Here is a 20,644-nt window from a genome sequence, read left to right on the forward strand (position 1 = left end):
TTGAAAGATCCTGAAACAAGTTCAGGATGATGTAAAGTACAAAATAACGAAATCAGATTTCCTCGTATCTCAAAACTCTGAACTTTGAACTCTGAACTCGAAACTCTGAACTCACATCTCACATCCTGCGACAGTTATTTCAACTTCCCTCCGTAAACAGGAAACATACTGGCTTCGCCATAGTTCTCAATTTGTTCCACATTTTTCAGAAATTCCATATCTTCTGCTGAAATGACAAAATCAACGTCCGCATTATTTTTCATATGCGCGGGATTTGCTGTTTTTGGCAAAGGAAGAAGATCCAGTTCCAGGCAGTAACGGATTCCAAGTTGAGGAACAGAAGCTCCGTATTTCTTAGCTATCTTTTTCACTTCCCGGTTTTTCATCAACTCTCCGTGTACGATTGGAGAATAAGCTTCTACGAGAACATCGTTCTCCTTACAATATTCAATCAACCCGTTGGGCGTGTTGCTAATGTGTGCCAGAATCTGGTTCACCATTGGTTTTACGGTACAAACCTCCAGAATATTTTCGATATCGGCTTTTTGAAAATTGGAAACACCAATAGCGCGAATCTTTCCGGCTTTGTATGCTTCTTCCAGCGCTTTCCAAGCCTGACGGTTTCCATCAGAATAGGAATCATTTTCGTGAAATTCCATCCACGGTTTCGGACTGTGAATAATCATCATATCAATGTAATCCAGCCCCAGTGTTTTTAGTGAAATGTTGATAGACGCTACTGCCTTGTCGTACGATTTTACCTCAGCCGCTAATTTTGTGGTTACAAACAACTCTTCGCGTTTCACACCACAAGTCCGGATTCCCTCTCCTACTCCGCGCTCATTTTGATAGGCCTGAGCTGAATCGATATGCCAGTAACCCATTTCCACGGCATCTTTTACCGCCTGAGCTGCATTTTCATCACGAATAAACCAGGTTCCGAGTCCCAGTTTTGGAATCTCAACTCCATTTAGCAATGGTATATTTTTCTTCTAAAATCATCATTTTTATCTCCTGTAATCTTTTACTATTTTAATTCAACAACTTCGTAGCAGTTGCACTTTATTTTATCATTTTCATCGGCAAACACGATTGCAAAACCAACGATACAACAGTACAGTGAAGAAGTGTTGAGAGGGTAAATATTATCAAACCAATACTTATGAATTTCAAACAATAACTCTCTTTCTCATCTTTTATTTTTAAATTCGAAAAATACTTGCTGTTAAAAAAGCACAGACAATTCAGGATAATTTTTATTTTATCTGAAAGTATATTGAGCAACATCTAAACCAAAATTTAACCATGAAAAAACATCACACTAGCTTACTTTTGAGCATCTTTTTATTGCTTGTACAATTTGTATTACAAAATTGCACTACGGATAAATTTTCTGTTAGTAACTTAACCGTGGAATACTCAACGACTCCACTAGGAATTGATGTTGAAAATCCAAAATTTGGCTGGCAAATGGAAGCTCCCGAAAACGAACGAGACTTTTACCAAAATGCGTATCAAATTGAAGTAAAAAATTCAAATAGCGACATCGTTTGGAATTCCGGAAAAATTGATAAAAATACTGCTCTGGGTATAAAATACGAAGGCGAACCACTACAGCCAAGCACCCGTTACAATTGGACTATTACAGTTTGGAACCAAAATGATGAAACCTGCACAACAAGTTCTTGGTTTGAAACAGGACTAATGAATCCTTCACAAACGGCATGGAACGGAGCACAATGGATTGGCGGAACCGATGACGATTTGGTATTTTATTCGCATTATGAACTTATTTTCAGGATGAAATATTCGCTTGCCATTGCTGAAGGAAGTTCAAAAGCCGCATTTATATACGGCGCTAACGACAGGCGATTGATGGATAAATACAAAAATATTTTCCAACTCGAGAACAAACGAAATGAAAGCTACATCAAACTGGAACTTGACATTGCAGACGTTGACGGCTCGGCAAACGGATTGGCAAAACTAAATATTTACCGCGCAGGTTACACGCCGAACGACAATCCGGATATTCCAATAAAAACGTTCAAAATCAAATCTTCTGTTATCAACTCAAAAAATAAATATGAAAAACATAATTTTTCAGCCCGAAGTGCTTTTGGGAAAATCACAATTGCGTTAGATGACAATCCCGATTTTTATATAAAAGACAAAAATGCAAATGAAAATGTTTCTCCATGGCTGCGTGTTGAATTTCAAGGAGCATCTTTTAATTTAAATCCGATGGGAAACGGCGGAGACTACCTCCCCTTTGGTTTAGCCTGCGATATTGGTTTTGCTGTTAACGCCGGACAAAAAGCAACATTTTCTGATGTGGAAATTTACAACGATCGCTCACCCAACAACACACTTTTTAAGGAAAATCTGTCGGATGAATATCACGGGATTTTTGAAAATCAGATTGAAGTAAAAGATGATTCCTATGTAATTGATGGAGGCACAAATGGAAAATTTGTAGTTGCCGATCCGAGCAAAAACTCCATCCCAATTTTGCGCACAGAATTCAAAACAGAAAAAAAGATAAAATCAGCGAGATTATATGTTACAGCACGTGGAATTTATGAGGTTTATATCAACGGTGAGAAAGTTGGTACCGACCATTATAATCCGGGACAGACACAATACAACAAATCGCATTTTTATCAAACCTACGATGTAACCAGCATGCTTAAAAATGGCGAGAATGCAATTGGAGCGATGCTTTCAGAAGGCTGGTGGAGCGGATTATTAAGTTTTGGAACAATCTGGAATCATTTTGGCGACCGCCAGTCGCTGCTTGCCCTGTTGCAAATCACATACAGTGATGGGACAAAAAATGTAATTGCAAGCAACGACAAAAATTGGAAGTATTTTAACGACGGGCCAATTATTTATAGCAGTCTGGATTTAGGTGAAATTTATGATGCAACAAAAGAAAAGGAGATCGAGGGTTGGACTTCAGCTAATTTTGATGATTTGAAATGGAAGACGGCGTCCGTTGTTCCACTGGAAGGCACAACTTTCTCGGGTGGAGAAAGAGAATTTGATGGCTCCGTCACGCCTTTTAATTTTGATGCGATGAAACTCATCGGACAAATCGGGAATAATGCAGGCGAATTTCAAACACTCACAGCAAAAAGTGTGGAAGAAGTACGCCCCGGAGTATTCGTTTACAACATGGGACAAAACTTTGTTGGCGTTCCCCGAATAACAATAGCCGACGGAACTGCCGGCGACACGATGATTTTGCGCGTTGCAGAAATTTTATATCCGGATCTCCCGGAATCAGGAGACAATGTTGGCATGTTGATGACGGAAAATTACCGTGCTGCTCTTTGCCAGGATATTTATGTAATGAAAGACGGCGCTCAGGTTTTTCAGCCCAAATTTACTTCGCGGGGATACCAATATATTGAAATTACGGGAATTGACAAGCCACTTCCACTGGAAGCTGTTCAGGGAGTTGCCATCAGTTCTGTATTAAAACTCACGGCAGATTATAAAACTTCAAATTCGAAAGTAAATCAGTTGTGGTCAAACCTTTGCTGGTCAAATATCGATAACTTCTTAACCTTGCCAACCGATTGTCCGCAACGAAACGAGCGTATGGGATGGTCGGGCGATATTTCGGTTTTTTCAAGAACAGCAACTTATGTTTCCAATTCCGACCAATTTTTAAGAAGACACATCTTTGCGATGCGCGACGTACAAAAGAAAAATGGAAAATTTACCGATGTTGCTCCCATTGGTGGCGGTTTTGGGGGTGTTCTCTGGGGAAGCGCCGGAATTACCGTTCCATGGGAAGTATATCAACAATTTAACGATGTTGCTTTACTGAAAGAACATTACGATGCGATGGTTGCATATATCGATTATCTGGAAACTACTATCAGTCCGGAAACCGGAATCACCAGCGACGGTCAGCTAGGCGACTGGCTGGGACCGCAAAACAACATGCTGGGGACTCCCTTTCTGACAACCGCTTACCATGTTTTTGATTTGTATATCATGAAAAATGTGGCGGATATTTTAGATAAAAAAGAAGATGCAAAACGCTTTGATGAAATGTACCGGAAACGGAAGGATTTTTTTAACAACACATTTATCAATGAAGATAGAAAAACCATGGGACTGGTCGGTGGCGGCCGGGGGTTTGGTCGCCGTGGTTCTGCTCAACCTGAACTCAAACTCGCGGATACACAAACATCCTATGCAGTGGGCCTGGCACTGAACGCTTTTGAAGATAAACTTGTTCCTGAAATGGCAAGAAATCTGGCGGAAACAGTTGCACGTAGCAACAAGGATGATGACGGTGTTCTTCGCCCGGAATATTCACTAATGACCGGCTTTATAGGAACCGCATGGATAAGTAAAGCACTTTCGGATAACGGATACAATGAACAAGCATATAAATTACTTCAGAACAATAAATATCCGTCGTGGTTGTATTCGATCGACCAGGGAGCAACCAGCATTTGGGAACGCCTAAATGGTTATACCGTTGAAAATGGATTTGGTGGAAATAACAGTATGAATTCATTCAACCATTATTCTTTTGGTGCCGTTGGCCAGTGGATGATTGCTTATTCATTAGGAATTCAAAGAGACGAACCCGGATTCCAGAAATTTATTCTGCAGCCCAGTCCTGACCCAACAGGAGAAATGAGCTGGGCAGAAGGTTTTTACGAATCCCAGCATGGTAGAATTTACAGCAGATGGGAAATAAAAGACGGGCATTTATTTTATCAGGCAACGGTTCCGGCAAATACTTCTGCCACACTTTATTTACCGGCAAAATCAAAAGAAGACTTGATAAATCTAGATGGATGCGAACCAATCAAGTTTGAAAACGACAAAGCAACGTTTGAACTAAAGTCTGGAAAATACAATTTTGAGACTAAACTGTAAAGGCAATTTACTGAAATAATAAAATTTATTTTCGAAAGAGCATCCAAATAGTAAAAATAAATCCAGAGAATACTATTTTCATACTTATTGCTATAAACAAATTTTGAAAGTTAAATTTTCAAACAGGAATAATAATTCGGAAACAATAGACTTAATCTGATAAACAACTAGTTACGTTATTGATACTTCATATTTGGTCAAAAGAAAACCCGCCGGGAATTCCGGTGGGTTTTATCTTACCTTTTCTCTACCACTATCTTTTATGCAATCTTTATATCAACCGGATCTTTTTCCAGTGCTTCTTCTTTTTTGGGAAGAACGATGTGCAAAATACCATTATCAAATTTTGCATTTATGTTTTCCGCGTCTACCGAATTCGGCACTTTGAAGTTCTTTTCAAAGTTAAAAGCGCCAAACTCGCGGTGTGCATACTTGTATTCTTCCGTTTTTGTTTCTTTTGCGTCTTCCTTGTTTACCTTAATAGTCAATACGTTTTTGTGATAATTTATCTGCACGTCCTCTTTCGGGAATCCGGGAAGCAACAACTCAATCCGGAAATCTTTTTCAGTTTCAAAAACATTGGTTGCAGGTTGATTTCCACAATTTTCCAAATAATTTTCGTGATAATCGTTTCTCAAAAAATTGCTAAACAGTTCATCTACTAAATTTTTGTTTACAGCATAACGTGGGTTTTGAAATCTTACTAAATTCATGACTTTTTCTCCTTTTATTGATTAATTAATAATTTCAATTTTAAACTCTGCTCCCCATAAATCAATTCATGTTCCAATCACAAAAAATGGTCATTTTTTTCAAAATAGCTCTATTTTTTGTGCCATATGGTCACAAATCAAACAAGCATACATGACAAAAAATCATCTTATGCAACTTTATAGATATATAATAGAGCTCAAATTGAATTGGATTTTAATACTTACCTTTGCGAAAAATTGAAATAAATGCGCATTGATATCATCACGGTGCTTCCTGAAATTCTGGAAAGTCCGTTTAGCCATTCCATAATAAAACGAGCTCAGGAAAAAGGATTGGCGGAAATTCATATTCATAATTTACGCGATTTTTCGGAAGACAAACATCGTCGCGTTGATGATTATTCGTTTGGCAAAGGTGCCGGAATGGTGATGGCCATTCAGCCCGTTGAAAAAGCCATTGAATCGTTAAAAGCAGAAAGAAACTACGACGAAATTATTTTTACAACTCCTGATGGTGACGTTTTTAATCAGAAAGAAGCTAACAACCTTTCAATGATGAAAAACATTATTATTCTCTGCGGACACTACAAAGGAATAGATCAGCGCATTCGCGATTTTTATATCACCAAAGAAATTTCGGTTGGTGATTATGTTTTAACCGGAGGCGAACTGGCTGCAGCAATTATTACCGATGCAGTAGTTCGTTTAATTCCAGGCGTTCTTTCTGACGAAACCTCTGCCCTCACCGATTCATTTCAGGATAATTTGCTAAGTCCGCCGGTTTACACACGCCCGGCAGAATATAAAGGAATGAAAGTTCCTGAAATTTTGCTCAGCGGAAACGACAAACTGGTTGACGATTGGAAGCAGGAGCAAGCGATTGAACGCACAAAAAAATTACGCCCTGATTTGTACAAAAAATATTTAGAAGATTAAAAATGGAGACCTCAATTCTTTCCCAAATAGAACTTATTGAAAAAAAATCTGCTGACGAAAGCGCAAAAAAAAATTCTTATCATCGGAATTTTCCATGGTGATGAACCTGAAGGAGAATACATTATCAATCGATTTATAGAAGAAACTGATTTTAGCACCATAAAAAATCACCTTTATTTTATTCCGTGTCTGAACCCGAGTGGCAAAAAACTCAACACCCGCCAAAATAAAAACGGTGTGGATTTAAACCGGAATTACCCAACAAAAAACTGGGTAGAAACGGAAAAGAACGATTATTATTCTGGGGATGCACCGGCCAGCGAGGAAGAAACAAAGTTTATGGTAGAAACGCTCGAAACGATAAAACCCGATGTTATTTTAACCATTCATGCTCCGTTTAAAGTGGTGAACTTTGATGGCCCGGCAAAAGAAATCGCTGAAAAAGTAGCAGAGCTATGCGGACATCCGGTGCTGGAAGATATTGGTTATCCAACTCCGGGTTCGTTTGGAACATATTGCGGCGTTGAAAGAAATATCCCGACTATTACACTCGAACTCGACGAAGAAGAAACCGAAGAGCAAGTATATAAAAGAACAAAACCGGTTATTGAATATCTTGGAAATTTGAACTAATCAATAACGCTGGCAAATTTTATTGTAAGGGCAATATTGGCATTTTTCTAAGTGTGGAGTTTGCGAAAATACATTTTTCGGTGAAAGAATTTCCTGCACCAAAACTTGTAAATGTTCCAAAAATTCAGGTTCTATTTCCTGAAACGAAAAGCCCTGTTTTCCCCAGCTGATTTCGGGAGAATAAGTTTCGTCAAAAAACTTGCGCAAGCTGTAAATGACAGGTTGAAAATCACGTTCATTTGTTTTGTTTTTACTAAGAACATGCGTATAAATCAAAGCCTGCAAAATTTCCTTTTTGTGCTTTTTCTGATCTTTTTCAAAAAGCTCGTCTAAATTTTTAAATGAAAGTGAATCAACATTTCCGGTTTTGTAATCCAAAATACGAAGTTTGCTATTCACTCTATCTACACGGTCTATTTTTCCACCTATCCATATTTTTTGCGGCATGCCGTTTAAAACAACCGGCAATTCCGTTTTATAATCATCTTCCAGCGATTCCACAGAGAATGGAGCAATCTCAGCGTCAATTTTCAGGAGTTGTTTAAGAAACGTTTTTATATTTTCAAAAATCAACAGTGTTTTGCCTTCCAGTTTCACGGGTTTTCTGGCCGAGTCTTTTTCTTTAAAATAATGTTTGGCAATTGCTTTTCTTATTTCATTTTCAAGCAGAATTCGATCTTTCTGCATATTCTCCAAATCGCCTTTTTCCAATACCTTCCCAACAAAAGGTTTATACAAAGCCTCTATTGTTTCATGAAAAATATTCCCAAAAATCGGACTGTCAATTTCATCTTTTACTTCTTCGGGCTCGGGCAGATGCATAAAATAGCGAAAATAAAACCGGAGACTGCACATAAAATAAACATTTATGGCACTCGGCGAAAGCGGATGATCTTTTGAAATTCGCGACAAATATTCCTGCACACTTTTCTCCGAACTTTGAATCTGAATTTCCGGCACAGGATCGTTGGCAAAAGAAAAATCGAGATTCACCAGCTTTGGCGACTGATTGGAATCGTACAACAATTGAAATCCATAACGACTTAACTCGCCTGTATTAATTCCTTCTTTCACCACACTGTAGGTAGCGGTTACATTTTTTGCACGCTGAATCAAACGATAAAAATAATAGGAATACATCGCATCCTGCTCGTCAATTCCGGGCAGGCCAAATCCTTTTCGAATGTTGTGCGGAATAAACGACGGCGAAGTAAAAGTTCGCGGCCATTTATTTTCATTCAGGCCAAGAATAATAAGATTTTCAAAATCAAGACAGCGGGTTTCCAAAATTCCCATTACTTGCGTTCCGCTCAAAGGTTCGCCTTCAAAAGCTACAGAAACCTGCCCTAAATACTGATTAAACAACCGAAAATAAACTGCCGGACTAATTTCGCGGCTTTGTTCTTTGGCAACATCCTGAACAACCACCTTCAGTTTTTCAATCGCATTGTAAATTGAGAAAATAAGCTCAAGTAACATTTTATTCCCGGCATCTTCCTGTTTTACCCAGGCATAAATACTTCCCAGAACATCCAAAAAATAAGTGCTGTAATCCACTACTTTTTCGGGAGGAGAGAATATTTGCTGATGAATGGTTGAAAAATTTATTTCTTTCAGAACAACCGTAATTTTGTTGTTGAATTTCAAATTTGCAACAAACTCCTTCGATTTTTCCGAAGCAATTCCATTCAGCAACTGATGATTCAAAATATCGGTAACAAAACGATGGTAAACAACCGTATTATTTTCTACATCCTTTCTCCTGTTTTTCAAAAGATTTACCATCAACATCAAAAAACCATAAACCACCGAATTTTTCACAGGGTAACCCATTGTAATATTTACAGTTCCGGTTTCTTCAGGAATTGCGCCAAGAGCGGAAAACAACAATGATTCGTCGGCCAGAACAATAGCTGTATTATCAAACTGTGGCTGAAAATCAGGCTGCGTTTCTTTCAAAAAGTGAGGAATTTCTTGCGCTTGCCCGTAAACCGACGAAACAGCAACCAATTTTATATTTTTCTTTCGTAAGAAAAAATGGTCATCAAAAAGGAAATCATCAGGAGAAGGAAAACGTGTCAGATTTTCACGCATAAAACCACCGGCCTCGTTCTTTTCATCTTCCAGATAAAAACGATCGAAATCCCACAAAAAATCAGCTTTCCCGCAGCCTTGCAAACTCTTAAAAAACTTCTTTTCGCAGGCATTTAGTGCATTTAACCCAACGATGTAATATTTTTCTGCATCAAATTCGAAATCACCGTTTTCCAAACGCTCCACAACCCACCGGTCACTCATTCCGCCGTAGGCCAATTTCTTTTCAGCCAAAATAGTTTTGAATTCAGCATAAACCGGAAAAAGTTTATCCCAAACGTTGATGTACTTTTTCTGAAATTCCTTGTTATTTGAAACCGCCACACTTCCCCAAAAATGCTCAAGCGCCATTTTCTGCTCCGGTGTGAGATAATCAAACAAAGAATCAATTTCTTTGATGTCCGCAATATTTCGGAACATGTCTTGCGCATTCACTAAATACCGATCAACGTCATTAAAATCAGCCAACAAAATCTCTCCCCAAAAATAAAACTCGTCGAATGTTTCAATGGTTTTGGTGTGCTTTTTAAAAACCTCATACAAAATGGAAATAAGCTGCAATTTATCGCCCGAATGGAAAGGTGAAAAATCAGAAAACAATTCATTCACCGTTATCGTTTTCGGGCCGATAACAGCACCGGAAATCTGCTTTTGCAAATACGAAGTAAAAAATACTCCAGAACGGCGGTTTGGAAAAACAATACAAAGATTCTGCAAATTCTTTTGATGTTTTTGATAAATATATTCCGCACATTTCGAGAGAAACCGTTCCATTTTTTGAAATTTCACCGAAGATAACGATTCCTGTTCATTTTTTCATGAAGATTAAAAATTAGCATTTAAATGCCAATTTTTTATTAAATTTGGACATTACGGTGCCAAATTTTAAATTCATGGAATTTTTAAAACGTTCGGTTTCCAAACTAATTATCCAAAACCTTAAGCCAAACAAAGTGGTAATTTTGCTTGGCGCGAGAAGAACAGGCAAGTCTGTCCTGATAAAAAAAATCATTTCTGAATTATCTGAAAAACATTTATTTCTCGATGGAGATGATTTCACCACATTAAATCTGTTTCAACCAAGAACAATCGAAAATTTTCGTTCACTGATAGGCAACGTAAAACTTCTGGTAATTGATGAAGCCCAGCAAATCCCGGATATTGGGAAATCATTAAAACTCATCGTCGATCATATTCCTGACATAAAAGTGTTAATAACCGGCTCATCAGCATTCGATATTCACAATAAAATTGGAGAACCGCTTACGGGCAGAAAAACAACTTTATTTCTGTATCCATTTTCCCAGGCAGAGTTAAACGAAAACGAAACCATCGCTGAAACCGCTGGAAGACTCAATGAAAGACTAGTACTCGGACATTATCCTGAGCTGATACATTTACATGGCAAAGAAGAAAAAGCACGATACCTGCGCGATCTTGTCAGTTCATATCTTTTGAAAGATATTTTAACTTTTGAAGGCATTCGAAATGCGGATAAAATCAGACAACTTTTGAGGTTGATAGCATTCCAGATAGGAAAAGAAGTTTCGTTACATGAATTGGGACGGCAACTTGGGATGCACAAAAATACAGTTGAAAAATACCTTGATCTACTTTCGAAAACATTTGTAATTTATGGAATCGGAGCTTTTAACCGAAACCTCAGAAACGAAATATCAAAATCAAAACGATGGTATTTTTACGATAACGGAATCAGAAATATTCTTATTGAAAATGTTAATGATTTACAAATCAGAAACGACACAGGTGAATTATGGGAAAACTATATTATTTCGGAAAGAATAAAATTTCAACAAAATAGCCAAACGATGTGTTCCAATTATTTTTGGAGAACCTATCAACAGCAGGAAATTGACTGGATTGAAGAAAGGGAAGGAAAGCTTTTCGCCTATGAAATGAAATGGAACCCAAATAAAAAAGTTTCGGTACCTTCCGGTTGGAAATCAGGATACCCTGAAGCTACATTTGAAGTTATTTCACCAAAAAACTACATCCATTGGATTACGTAAAAAATATAATTATGAAAAAAACTGTATTTACTTCATTGTTAACTCTATTGTTTTTTATTGCTTTTGCACAAGACCGAATTAACGGGTATAATTTTGCCACGCGAAGCGAAGTAATTGCTCAAAACGGAATGGCTTGTACCAGTCAGCCGCTGGCAACACAGGCAGCGCTCGACATTTTAAAAGCGGGTGGAAATGCCATTGATGCAGCGATTGCAGCCAACGCCGTACTTGGACTAACCGAACCAACAGGAAACGGAATGGGAGGCGATTTGTTTGCTATTGTTTGGGATGCCAAAACAAAAAAATTATACGGCTTAAATGCCAGTGGCCGCTCTCCCTACGATTTAACACTCGACTATTTTAAACAGAACGGTTATAAAAAAATTCCACCATTGGGCCCGCTACCGGTTTCTGTTCCGGGTTGTGTAGATGGCTGGTTTGAATTGCATAAAAAATTTGGGACCAAACCGATGAGCGAAATTCTGGATCCGGCAATTCAATATGCCCGAAATGGTTTTCCTTTATCAGAATTAATCGCTTATTACTGGCAAAGAAGCACCCGTTCGCTAAAACAATTTCCAGGTTTTGAAGAAATTTTTATGCCCGGCGGGAAAGCGCCTGAAAAAGGCGAAATATTCAAAAATCCTTATCTCGCAAATACGTTTGAATTGATTGCCAAAGAAGGTCGCGATGTTTTTTACAAAGGTGAGATTGCTGAAAAGATAGTAAAATATGTACGCGATCAAGGTGGATTTCTGAGCATGAAAGATTTTGAAGATCATCATTCAGATTGGGTTGAACCGATTTCTGTAAATTACCGTGGTTACGATGTTTGGGAACTTCCGCCCAACGGACAGGGAACAGCTGCTTTGGAAATGCTGAACATCATGAAACACTTTGATGTTGCGTCCATGGGATTTGGTTCGCCGGAATACATTCACCTTTTTGTGGAGGCTAAAAAACTGGCTTTTGAAGACCGTGCGAAATACTATTCTGACCCTGATTTTAATGATTTGCCCATTGAAGAGCTAATTTCTGAAAAATACGGAGAAGAACAGGCAGCAATGATTAACCCGGAACGGGCAGCGCGCAGCTATCCGGCGTGGGGAATGGAACACGGAAATACCATTTACATGACCGTCGCCGACAAAGAAGGAAATATGGTTTCGCTGATTCAAAGTAATTTCCGGGGAATGGGCTCGGGAATGACTCCCGGAAAACTGGGTTTTATTTTGCAGGACCGCGGGGAGCTTTTTTCGTTGGAAGAAGGACACATGAATGTTTACGAGCCGCATAAAAGGCCATTCCATACCATTATTCCTGCTTTTGTAACAAAAGATGGCGAACCGTTTCTCAGTTTTGGCGTAATGGGTGGCGACATGCAACCGCAAGGACACGTTCAGATTATTTGCAACATTATCGATTTTGGAATGAATATTCAGGAGGCCGGCGATGCCCCGAGAATTCAGCACACAGGCTCAAGCGATCCAACCGGCGGCACCATGACCGACGGTGGCGATGTTACTTTGGAATCAGGTTTTGAATATGAAACCATCCGTGCGCTGATGCAAAAAGGCCACAAAATTGGCTATGCCTACGGACCATATGGCGGTTACCAGGCGATAAAATGGGACAGTAAAAACAAAGTGTTTTACGGAGCGTCGGAATCACGTAAAGACGGGCAAGCTGCCGGGTATTAAATCAAATCCGGCGGCGAGGCAAAAAAACGTAGTGCAATGAAAAAAGCCTTAAATGAGTACATAAAACAATATGTCCATCTATCGAAAAATGAAACAGAGGCAATAGAGAAAATTCTGACTCACAAAAAAATACATAAAAAAGAACTCGTTGCAGAAACTGGCAAGGCTTGCACAAAAGTGCTATTTATAGAAAAAGGCTATTTCCGATTTTTTCATCTCGACACAAATGGAAATGAAATAACCAGCGATTTTTATTTTGCTCCAAGCTTTATAACATCTTACACCAGCTTTATTACGGGAGAACCATCTTTTGTTAATGTTCAGGCCATGGTGGATATGGAAGTACTGGAGTTTCAGAGAAGTGAGTTATATGAGTTGTACTCCCTCTATCCTGCTATTGAAAGGCTCGGGCGTTTAATTGCGGAAGAAGTTGCAATAACTTCGGAAAGGCACCTTTTTTTATTATTAAACCAAACTGCCGAAATACGCTACAAAACACTTCTGAAAAAAAATCCTGAATATGTAAATACCATTCCTTTGCAATATATCGCTTCTTATCTCGGTATCACCAAGGAAACACTAAGCCGAATGCGAAAATCCATCCGATAATTTTTTTGATATTTATCAATAGAAATCGTTTTTGTTCTGCGGTACTTTGTTTCGAAAACAATGTACAATTAAAATGAAAACGACAACATTAAACATTTGGCTCATCGCGTGTATATTTCTTCTGAATGCATGTGAAAAAGAGGATCTCTCTTTTGAAAGCGGAGATATTGAGATTGAAGTTGAAACCGGCAAGAACTGGTTGCACGACTATCCTCTATTTTTGGGAATAACAAAAAAAAATCCCCCTCAATTTGCGATTTGGGTTGAGGATACGCTCGGAAACTATCTTTCAACGGTTTTTGTCACCTACAAAATTGCTACGGAAGACTGGGTAAACAATAATGGAAACCGGCGCAAAGAAGCTCTTCCACACTGGTGTTTTCAACGAGGGATTATTTATGACGACGGGTTAATGCTTCCAACAAAAAAACATCCGCTGACAGACGGAATTACCGGGGCAACTCCAAAAGAAAATACAACCATCCAAATACAGCCTAAAAACCTGGAAACACCATTTGTGGTAAAAGCCGAATTTAATCATTCAACCGACTTTAATGAGGCTTATCCCCAAAGCGCCAAAGAAGGAAACAACGATTATTCGGGAGGAGAAGAAGGTAGCGGACAGCCCGCCGTAATTTATTCTGCAACCGTGCTTTCCACCACAAAAAAAACAGAATTTATTTTAATTGGGCACAGCAGCCCGGATGGAAATGACGGCATTGTTTATGGCTCCACAAATGGACTCACTTCTGCAAAATCAATTGTAAAGAATATCAGAATAACGGTAAGATGAAACCAATGAAAAAAATAATATTTTATGCGGCTTTGCTGTCACTTTGGACCTTTGGGATTAAAGCGCAAAATAACAACCAGGTATCTCTCCAATTTTCATTTAACCAGTTTGAAGTTGGGTACCAACATAAAATATTCTCGCCAAATCTGTGGGGTGAAATTTTTGTAGGAGCAGGCAATCAAGACGTCAACACTCGTTTTGATGATTTTCTGACGGGATTAAAGGTGGGCTACAATGTTTTTTCACACAAAAGGGATAAGCTTGATGTTCACTCAATATGGGGCATTTATATTCCAAAAAACAAACTTTACACTGCAATAACTCCAATGGTTGGGACGGGTACCCAATATGCACGCTCCATTGGGAAAACAGGCAAACATAACCTGTTTATCTCCGCCAACTTCAGATATGGAAAACGTGATTATAAACAGAAATATTCATCAGAAACAATAACCGTTTCCAAAACAGGTTCATTTGAGGTATCCCGATTAGTTTTTTCGCTGGGCTACAGTTTTAAATTTTAAGCCTTTGCAAATAATTTGCCAAGATCTGGCTATCCAAATATTTTCTATATCCGTCGTGTTGAGAAAGAGAACCCCGGATGAATAAAACCCTGAGATAAATATAAATTGCGACCCTTGCCAACCCTGATTGCAATCCATTTTCAAAGTATGGATTACAAACAATCATGCTACCATTCCATGAAGCAACAGTTCAGGTGAAAGCTGTAATTTATGGGAGAAAAACTACAGAAAAATCTCTTTATATCAAGAAACAGCTCTAATTTACTGTTGAAATACAATTCTCGGGTATTGAGTCAGGCAGCTTTTTATTTTTCCAGAAACATCAAAAGTTCATAAATGGAACCAAATGTTTCGTTTGTATTTTCTTTTTGGTAAGTCCAGGAATTTTCTTTTACAGAAACAACAAAATCAGGATTGGCTTTCATTACTATTTGATAACCCAAACGGTTAAACGCCCGCAGTGTCCAGGTTAGCGAAAGCCCCTCTCCTTCTACTTTAACTTTGGCTTTAAAATCTTTTTTGAAAAAATATTCTCCTTCCTGCAAATCAAAACCAACATTTTCGTTTTTAAACAGCTGATTCAACCAACCATTTAAAACAGCATCTTCCGGTGCTCCCTGATAATTTCCGGTTTCGGTAACAATCCACAATTTATCCACTTCACGCAGCGCGATATTTAAATCGTGTGTTGAAAGAATGATTGTTTTTCCTTTTTCTTTTGCCAAAATCTGCAAAAGATGAAATATTTCGTATTTGTTGCTTACATCAAGAAATGCGGTGGGTTCATCCAAAATAATTACCGGAGTATCCTGCGCCAAAGCCCGGGCAATCATCGCCCGCTGACGTTCACCATCGCTTAACTGAATAGTTTGCCGGCTTTCAAATCCAGACAGCCCAACCTTTTTTATTGCATCTCCTACTTTTTGTTTGTCTTCGGCAGTTAAACGACCAATCCAGTTTGTGTAAGGGAAACGTCCAAAAGCAACCAGATCAAAAACCGTCATGTTTGCCACGCGGATATTTTCAGTAGAAACAAAACTGATAATTTGAGCAACGTCGCGTGAATCAATCGTTTTTAATTCATCACCGTTTAATTTTATGTTTCCTGAAAAATAATCCTGAAAACCAACAAGCGAACGCAGCAAGGTACTTTTACCAATTCCGTTACTTCCAATCAGCGCCACCATTTCGCCCGGACAAGCAGAAAAATCAATTCCGGAAAGAATTTCCAAAGGTTTTGCTCCCGACTGCTCGTAACCAACCGATAAATTATCCAACTCAATATTGAAACCCTGCCCGCTCATGAAACAGAAGCAAATTTTTTGTTTTTGATTATCATCCACATAATTATCGGAATTCCAATAATGGCAGTTACCGAGTTGATGGGCAGCGTTGTTTGCATTCCAGGAAGTTGCGAAACGATATCGCTAAAAAGCATCACAATACTTCCGGTTAAAATAACCGCAGGCACCAAAACCAAATGATTTGATGTTTTAAAAATTACGCGGCAAATATGAGGAACGGCGATTCCGATAAAACCAATCGGGCCACAAAATGCAGTAATTGTTCCGGCGAGTAAACTTGTACTCAAGAAAATAATTATTCGACTTGAAATAATTTTTACCCCCAGCGAACGTGCATAATTTTCACCCAAAAGAAACGCATTTAAATCTTTTATCTTAAAAAAAGCGAGTATAATTCCGAGAATAATTGCAGGTGCCATCACCGAAAGTTGTGCATTGGTAACACTCCCCAAACTTCCCATTGTCCAGATGATAAACGCTTTTAACATCGATTCGTTACTGAAATATTGAAGAATACTTACAATTGCTGAGACGGCACTGGTAAATAAAATCCCCAGGATCAAAATAGTCATTATATCGTTTACGCGTGTAGAAACGTACAACACAAGCAGCATCACCAGGAAAGAACCAATCCATGCAACAATGGCAAGCGGCCAGGCTCCGGTTAATGTTACCACACCAAATGCAAACACCGAAGAAAAGCCAAGAACAAAAAGCGCGACTCCCAAACTAGCTCCGGCACTAATACCCAAAACAAAGGGCCCTGCCAGCGGATTTCGAAAAACGGTTTGCATTTGCAGCCCGCTAACCGAAAGCGCGGCTCCGGTTAAAATTGCAGTTATTGCTTTGGGCAAGCGGAATTCAAGAATTATTGTTCTGAATGTGGCATTACTTCCTTCCGATGAAAAAATGGACAAGAAAATTTGTTTTAACGGAACAATTACCGAACCAAGCAAAAGATCGGCAAGCAGCAGCAATAAAAAAAGTACGCCCAGTATAAAAAACACTGCGCGGACTGACGACATTTTATGTTCCTGTGGCGGATTCATTCTACTTCTTTGTAATACACCAAATCCTCATTAATTGTTCCCGGATAAAAAACAGAAATCAAATCGCGCAGAATTAAATTTGGATAAACTGTGCCGCTTTCCCAAAAATCGTTACCGCCATTTTCACTCATTTTATTGTTGTTATTAAACAAACGACCACTCTTTAAAACGCCAAAATTTTTAAAACGCTGATCAGTTGCAATAATATCTTTTCTGGATGACAAAAGTCCCATATTTATCCATACATCCACTTCATTTCCGTAAGTCAGCGCGTTTTCAAAAGAAATCACATAACTTTCATGCGAATCGTTATCCTTTCCAATGTAATCACCGCCGGCATCTTTTATCATGTTCGCCAAATAGGAATCTCCACCCGGAATCCACCACGAATCTTTGTAAGGCGATCCAACCAAAACTTTGGGTTTGTTTTGTTTGTCTTTCACCTTTTCTTTTAAAGAAAGATAATCTTCTTTTATTTGGGTAAAAAATTGTTGAGCTTCATTTTCTTTTTGATACAAAGCACCTACAAATTTTATCCATTCCACTTTTCCGAGCGGTGTTTCCTCCAAGTATTCCGCATTCATTATCACCGGAATTCCTAATTCTTCCAGTTTTTTCACATGTGTTGTGACCTCGCTCCCAACTCCGTAAAGCATCACCACATCGGGATGTTGATTTAAAATCATTTCGTAATTCAGGTTCTGTCCATAACCAACATCAACCACTTTCCCTGATTCCACATATTGCAAAATCTGCGGGTTTGAAACATAATTTGCTCCCGAAATACCAACAACCGAGTTATTCTCACTCAAAACCTCAATAAAACCGAGGTGCGATGTTGACATACATATAATTCGCTGAATCGGGGTGCGGATAATATTTTTATTTTGCAGCGAATCGGGAACAGATATTTCCTTAGGCACCAGAAAATACTCTACTTTTACATTTTGTGCTTTCTCCCAGGGATTAAAGACGCTGAGTTTTACAATTCCGCTATTTTCTCCGATACTAAAACCACCTGCAAATTCATTGGAGCTCACTTCATTGTGCTGCGCCGTTTTATCGTTCACACATGAACTCAAGAAAAGAATAAAAAGGATAAATATTGAAAATCGTTGCATTTTGTTGTTCTACCAGGGAAAATATGAGATCTTCTTTGTTACAAATTTTTTCCCGTTGTTAAAGCGTACAAAGTAAACACCTGCAACGTTTCCCCACAAATCAATTCGAATCTTTTTTTCCTGTTGATTGGAATAGATTACTTCGACCTGTTGCCCGAGCAAATTAAAAACTGATATATTTTTTAAGCTGATTTCAGTGCCCGTTTCCAACGTAAAATAGGAATTTGTAGGGTTAGGATATACAGCAATCTGTAGTGGGTCGTCAACCACATGAGGTTCATCTGACTCGCCATAAATATTACAGGCAACAACTTCAAAAACATTTGAAGCGGAATAACCATCGGGATTTATGTTCGCAAAATTGTACCACATACTTCCACTTTTGAAATAGAAGAAATTTACAGAATCTGTCTCCCGGACCGATTGATATACAGCAAAAGTATCCGTTGAGCTCATATTTTCCAACTCAAAACCTATATAGAAATTTCCATCTGGCTGCACATCGCTTTCAAAGCCAATGTAGTTCATGGCGTCTTCTACAAAAAAATCAAGATCAACCGATTGAGAATACAAAAGCTGTCCCGGTAAATTTGTTCCATTGTACACTTTTATAACGACTTTTCCACCGGAACCGGTATCATAAACTCTGCCCACACCAAGTGACACTCCCTGAATAGTTTCGGCTCCGTCAATCGAAAATTTTTCCACAACCTCAGTAATTCCGGCATCGTTTGTTCCTCCCCAATAGCCTGAAAAATCGCCGTCAACTGTTATTGTCCGTAGTTGATGCTCGTCTTCGTCGGTCAAATTGGTAAAAGCGCCACAAAGTTCCTCCTCCTGATAAAAACGCTTTCCATATACATAACTTGCTCCCGTTTCTTCGGGGTCGAGCCAGTGTTTGAGTTGTTTGGTTATATCCGATTTGTAATCCCATGCCATATCAAAACGTGCAAAATAATCATCAATCGGTTTTTCACACTTTGCCGAACCGCCGGTTAAAGTTCCAATCAGGTTTTTGTTACGATTAAACAATCCTCCCCCAGACGACCCGCTTTCAGTAACGCCCTCATCCCAACGGCCAACTTTAATAAACGCATTATCAACATAATGTGAATTAAAATCACTAAATCCGGGCTTGTCATAATCAAAAGATATCTTTTTTATATCCCCCCAGGGATGGTGAATCGCAACTGCTGTGTCGCTCATTGTACCTGATTTATCCCAACCAACATAATATGGTCTGTACTCCGGTGGCGGAACAAGGCTCATTTCAGCCAATGCAAAATCCAGACTGTCAAACCGGGCTTTCATGATCGCTCCGGAGACAGAATTTGAAGGGTCGCCGTCTAAAGGTGAACAATAAGGACTTTCATAATTAAAAGCATAAATTGTTGTTTCCGCATATTCCCATCTGTCATAGCAATGTGCTGCCGAAATAACATATGGCGTTTCATCCTCAGCTGTATTATTTATTAACGTTCCCGAGCAAACCTCCGTACCATTTACAATTAACCGGCAAGCCGCGTCCCTCACGTCCGACCAGTCTTTTCCAATTTCACAATTCACATCAATATTACAGGAGCCGGCAACGGTAGGATAAAAAGGCCTCCTATCGTCGCTTTTTATAATGCCTGCAAAATCGTGATTTACCCGGGAAACAGCAAAAGTTTCATCCGGGTCATAACCAGCAGGAATTTCGTATTGAACCGTAATCTCGTCACCGGCAACAGGCATAACTGCAAATTTCCCGGTAGACTTGTTGTTAAAGGAAGTAAAAGCCCCAAGCACGTGTTTGGTGTTTTCATTGAACAAAAACAAGCGCGCACCCGCCGGAAGATTAAAACTGCTAAAAATCAGATTTAAAGATTTTGCGCCTTCTGATACTATATTTAGCCTCCAAATTTGAGTTCCGTCATTTGCGGTCGTCCATACACCGGAATTGGCAACAGTATAATTTACTTCAAAAGAAGTCGCAAATCTGAACGGTTTTAGCTGAACAGAATTATTATATTCACCAATAGCCTGTTTCAGCAAAATATCATTATCCAAATCCGGCATTCTTTCAACCGGTATTTTTGCGCTTTTAAGCCCTAAAAATTCAAGAGGTTTTCCACCTTGCGAAATCTGTCCTACAGATGAATACTCAAACAGAAAGATTCCGGCAAGAATCATCAAAATTATCCGCATAAAAAGCATTTTCGCCAAAATTATTAAAATACTTAGGAATCAA

At 38.8% G+C, this 20,644-nt stretch carries 15 protein-coding genes; 8 read left to right on the forward strand and 7 right to left on the reverse strand.

What is annotated here, in order from left to right; all coding sequences use genetic code 11:
• Positions 1 to 134 precede the first annotated feature (134 nt).
• A complete protein-coding gene (locus tag GM418_RS02145; RefSeq protein WP_217447686.1) occupies positions 135 to 977 on the reverse strand; it encodes an aldo/keto reductase in 843 nt (280 codons plus the stop codon).
• A 328-nt stretch (positions 978 to 1,305) separates the two neighbouring features.
• On the opposite strand from GM418_RS02145, the gene GM418_RS02150 reads away from it, so the two are divergent.
• Positions 1,306 to 4,908, forward strand: coding sequence for a family 78 glycoside hydrolase catalytic domain (locus GM418_RS02150; protein ID WP_158862688.1), 3,603 nt, complete (start codon positions 1,306 to 1,308; stop codon positions 4,906 to 4,908).
• 260 nt (positions 4,909 to 5,168) lie between these two features.
• Here the strand turns inward: GM418_RS02150 and GM418_RS02155 are convergent, their stop codons facing one another.
• The gene (locus tag GM418_RS02155; RefSeq protein WP_158862690.1) at positions 5,169 to 5,621 is read right to left on the reverse strand and encodes an Hsp20/alpha crystallin family protein; all 453 of its coding nucleotides are present in this window, start codon (positions 5,619 to 5,621) and stop codon (positions 5,169 to 5,171) included.
• A gap of 246 nt (positions 5,622 to 5,867) precedes the next feature.
• On the opposite strand from GM418_RS02155, the gene trmD reads away from it, so the two are divergent.
• A complete protein-coding gene (gene trmD / locus GM418_RS02160) occupies positions 5,868 to 6,557 on the forward strand; it encodes a tRNA (guanosine(37)-N1)-methyltransferase TrmD (protein ID WP_158862692.1) in 690 nt (229 codons plus the stop codon).
• Positions 6,558 to 6,593: 36 nt separating this feature from the next.
• Positions 6,594 to 7,190, forward strand: coding sequence for a M14 family zinc carboxypeptidase (locus GM418_RS02165; RefSeq protein WP_158862694.1), 597 nt, complete (start codon positions 6,594 to 6,596; stop codon positions 7,188 to 7,190).
• On the opposite strand, the gene GM418_RS02170 is transcribed toward GM418_RS02165, so the two are convergent.
• Complete coding sequence (locus tag GM418_RS02170) at positions 7,191 to 10,058, reverse strand: PD-(D/E)XK nuclease family protein (RefSeq protein ID WP_158862696.1); 2,868 nt, start codon at positions 10,056 to 10,058, stop codon at positions 7,191 to 7,193.
• A 119-nt stretch (positions 10,059 to 10,177) separates the two neighbouring features.
• On the opposite strand from GM418_RS02170, the gene GM418_RS02175 reads away from it, so the two are divergent.
• The 5 genes from GM418_RS02175 (at position 10,178) to GM418_RS02195 (ending at position 14,940) form a co-directional block, all read left to right on the forward strand.
• Positions 10,178 to 11,314, forward strand: a complete 1,137-nt coding sequence (locus GM418_RS02175) for an ATP-binding protein (protein ID WP_158862698.1) — start codon at positions 10,178 to 10,180, stop codon at positions 11,312 to 11,314.
• Between the two features lie 11 nt (positions 11,315 to 11,325).
• Positions 11,326 to 13,014, forward strand: coding sequence for a gamma-glutamyltransferase (gene ggt / locus GM418_RS02180; protein ID WP_158862700.1), 1,689 nt, complete (start codon positions 11,326 to 11,328; stop codon positions 13,012 to 13,014).
• Positions 13,015 to 13,050: 36 nt separating this feature from the next.
• Positions 13,051 to 13,623, forward strand: coding sequence for a Crp/Fnr family transcriptional regulator (locus GM418_RS02185; RefSeq protein ID WP_158862702.1), 573 nt, complete (start codon positions 13,051 to 13,053; stop codon positions 13,621 to 13,623).
• Between the two features lie 73 nt (positions 13,624 to 13,696).
• A complete protein-coding gene (locus GM418_RS02190; RefSeq protein ID WP_158862704.1) occupies positions 13,697 to 14,416 on the forward strand; it encodes a hypothetical protein in 720 nt (239 codons plus the stop codon).
• 5 nt (positions 14,417 to 14,421) lie between these two features.
• Positions 14,422 to 14,940, forward strand: coding sequence for a hypothetical protein (locus GM418_RS02195; RefSeq protein ID WP_158862706.1), 519 nt, complete (start codon positions 14,422 to 14,424; stop codon positions 14,938 to 14,940).
• 305 nt (positions 14,941 to 15,245) lie between these two features.
• On the opposite strand, the gene GM418_RS02200 is transcribed toward GM418_RS02195, so the two are convergent.
• Genes GM418_RS02200 through GM418_RS02215 form a run of 4 tightly spaced genes read right to left on the reverse strand, consistent with a single transcriptional unit; the run spans position 15,246 to position 20,601 of the window.
• A complete protein-coding gene (locus tag GM418_RS02200) occupies positions 15,246 to 16,244 on the reverse strand; it encodes an ABC transporter ATP-binding protein (RefSeq protein WP_158862708.1) in 999 nt (332 codons plus the stop codon).
• Complete coding sequence (locus tag GM418_RS02205) at positions 16,241 to 17,293, reverse strand: iron ABC transporter permease (RefSeq protein WP_158862710.1); 1,053 nt, start codon at positions 17,291 to 17,293, stop codon at positions 16,241 to 16,243. Before GM418_RS02205 ends, GM418_RS02200 begins: the two co-directional genes overlap by 4 nt.
• Positions 17,290 to 18,414, reverse strand: coding sequence for an ABC transporter substrate-binding protein (locus GM418_RS02210; protein ID WP_158862712.1), 1,125 nt, complete (start codon positions 18,412 to 18,414; stop codon positions 17,290 to 17,292). The genes GM418_RS02205 and GM418_RS02210 overlap by 4 nt, the downstream gene beginning before the upstream one ends.
• Positions 18,415 to 18,423: 9 nt before the next feature.
• Positions 18,424 to 20,601 (reverse strand): T9SS type A sorting domain-containing protein, encoded by a 2,178-nt coding sequence (locus GM418_RS02215; RefSeq protein ID WP_158862714.1) that lies wholly within the window; start codon positions 20,599 to 20,601, stop codon positions 18,424 to 18,426.
• Between the last annotated feature and the right edge of the window lie 43 nt (positions 20,602 to 20,644).

This window comes from Maribellus comscasis, from assembly GCF_009762775.1.
Classification (GTDB): domain Bacteria; phylum Bacteroidota; class Bacteroidia; order Bacteroidales; family Prolixibacteraceae; genus Draconibacterium; species Draconibacterium comscasis.

What these genes read in the sequence shown, in the direction of transcription:
- GM418_RS02150 (WP_158862688.1), top strand. Translation starts at nt 1,306, where the DNA reads ATGAAAAAACATCACACTAGCTTACTTTTGAGCATCTTTTTATTGCTT.
- GM418_RS02155 (WP_158862690.1), bottom strand. Translation starts at nt 5,621, where the DNA reads ATGAATTTAGTAAGATTTCAAAACCCACGTTATGCTGTAAACAAAAAT.
- trmD (WP_158862692.1), top strand. Translation starts at nt 5,868, where the DNA reads ATGCGCATTGATATCATCACGGTGCTTCCTGAAATTCTGGAAAGTCCG.
- GM418_RS02170 (WP_158862696.1), bottom strand. Translation starts at nt 10,058, where the DNA reads ATGGAACGGTTTCTCTCGAAATGTGCGGAATATATTTATCAAAAACAT.
- GM418_RS02175 (WP_158862698.1), top strand. Translation starts at nt 10,178, where the DNA reads ATGGAATTTTTAAAACGTTCGGTTTCCAAACTAATTATCCAAAACCTT.
- ggt (WP_158862700.1), top strand. Translation starts at nt 11,326, where the DNA reads ATGAAAAAAACTGTATTTACTTCATTGTTAACTCTATTGTTTTTTATT.
- GM418_RS02185 (WP_158862702.1), top strand. Translation starts at nt 13,051, where the DNA reads ATGAAAAAAGCCTTAAATGAGTACATAAAACAATATGTCCATCTATCG.
- GM418_RS02190 (WP_158862704.1), top strand. Translation starts at nt 13,697, where the DNA reads ATGAAAACGACAACATTAAACATTTGGCTCATCGCGTGTATATTTCTT.
- GM418_RS02195 (WP_158862706.1), top strand. Translation starts at nt 14,422, where the DNA reads ATGAAAAAAATAATATTTTATGCGGCTTTGCTGTCACTTTGGACCTTT.
- GM418_RS02200 (WP_158862708.1), bottom strand. Translation starts at nt 16,244, where the DNA reads ATGAGCGGGCAGGGTTTCAATATTGAGTTGGATAATTTATCGGTTGGT.
- GM418_RS02205 (WP_158862710.1), bottom strand. Translation starts at nt 17,293, where the DNA reads ATGAATCCGCCACAGGAACATAAAATGTCGTCAGTCCGCGCAGTGTTT.
- GM418_RS02210 (WP_158862712.1), bottom strand. Translation starts at nt 18,414, where the DNA reads ATGCAACGATTTTCAATATTTATCCTTTTTATTCTTTTCTTGAGTTCA.
- GM418_RS02215 (WP_158862714.1), bottom strand. Translation starts at nt 20,601, where the DNA reads ATGCGGATAATTTTGATGATTCTTGCCGGAATCTTTCTGTTTGAGTAT.